The organism is Pseudoalteromonas sp. SANK 73390 (assembly GCF_054966645.1).
The window spans coordinates 1-1387 of record NZ_ARPN01000122.1; the positions used below are offsets into that span (position 1 = coordinate 1).

2 protein-coding genes are annotated in these 1387 nt (G+C 38.6%); both read left to right on the top strand.

What is annotated here, in order from left to right; all coding sequences use genetic code 11:
* A partial coding sequence (locus tag SANK73390_RS17220) for an FG-GAP repeat protein (RefSeq protein WP_462767658.1) occupies positions 1 to 497 on the top strand: 497 nt, incomplete at its 5' end.
* Between the two features lie 533 nt (positions 498 to 1030).
* Entirely contained in the window at positions 1031 to 1249 is a 219-nt protein-coding gene (locus tag SANK73390_RS17225; protein ID WP_462767660.1) for a hypothetical protein, read from the top strand.
* The last annotated feature ends 138 nt before the right edge of the window (positions 1250 to 1387 follow it).

Consider the following 1387-nt stretch of genomic DNA (forward strand, 5'->3'; position numbering starts at 1 on the left):
TTAAAGTGGGTGTCATATTTGTTTTAGCTGCTAAAGATGGCGCAAAAACAGATATTTTTGGCGTAAGGGTCGCCTTGTTTGACGACACTGCATTGATCTCCGCAAGAAGAGACGATATAGAAGGCGTGGGCATAGATGCGGGTTCTGCTTATATATTTGAGCGAATAAAAGGAAAGTGGACTCAAACACAAAAGTTAGTAGCACCTGATGGTAAAGCCGACGACCGATTTGCTCGTGCCGTGGCGCTAAACAAAGATACAGCCCTGATCAGTGCTATGCACCATGATGCTAATGGTAATAATGCGGGTGTTCTTTATATATTTAAAAAGCAACTTGGCCTATGGCGTTATACATCAAAAATTATGGCAAATGATGGTAAGTCCGATGACAAGTTTGGTTGGAATATCGCCCTCAATAACAACACTGCGGTAGTTGCCGTTCCACATCGTGATGACAATGGCGATGCTTCAGGCGCTGCTTATATTGTTGATTTGTAAATTGATAATCACTTTAAAGTGACGGTACAAACAGTCTGATGCTGAATTTATATTAGGACCTTAGGGGCTGTCATATTCATCAACATGAAAGTACAGTGAAACGCTTTATCTCAGCATCTAGACTAAACGTTTCAGCTGCCCAAATTGTGTTTCACTTACAATTGAGCATTTGGTTCACGATGCAACGATAAAATTAGTAACTAGAACAGTTTAAATTGAGCCTCCTACATACCAATAAAATACCTCAATATTACAAACGCCAAATCCCTTACTCTACTAACACAATAGTAATAAATGCTCTAACTGAGTTGACAGTTGCTAATTTATAAACAAACCTTAAAGTATTGTTGAAATTTAAATAATACATAAAAAGTTCGTAGCGCCACGCTTGAGAGTCTTGTGTTCGGTTTGCCATTCAAACAACAATATGCCAGCTCTACGACTCGCTTTAAATCTTGAGATCACCGTATACAGACTCCAATGCGCCTGAGCTATCAGCATAACTCAGTGGCATAGTACAAAATGGAGTTGTTATGTACGACACCCTGTTCTCTTTGCTTTTTATGACTTTGTTATTATTTGGCAGCCCCTGCCCCGCTCCTATTTCATTGCTTGCAGCAGGTGCTAATTTTGGCTATAGGCGAAATTTACCCTTTTTAATTGGTATTTTAACAGGTTTATCATTTGCAATGCTGTTAGTAAACATGGGTTTAAGCCGGTTATTAGAAGCTTCTCCTAAACTAACTTCATGACTAACAGTTGCCTGTGTGAGTTATCTAATATATTTAGCTTATAAACTATATTTTCAAGATACGCATAAACAAGTCAATCGCCAGTTACCGAGCTTTAAACAAGGTGTGATCTTAAACCTCATTAACCCTAAAGCTTAT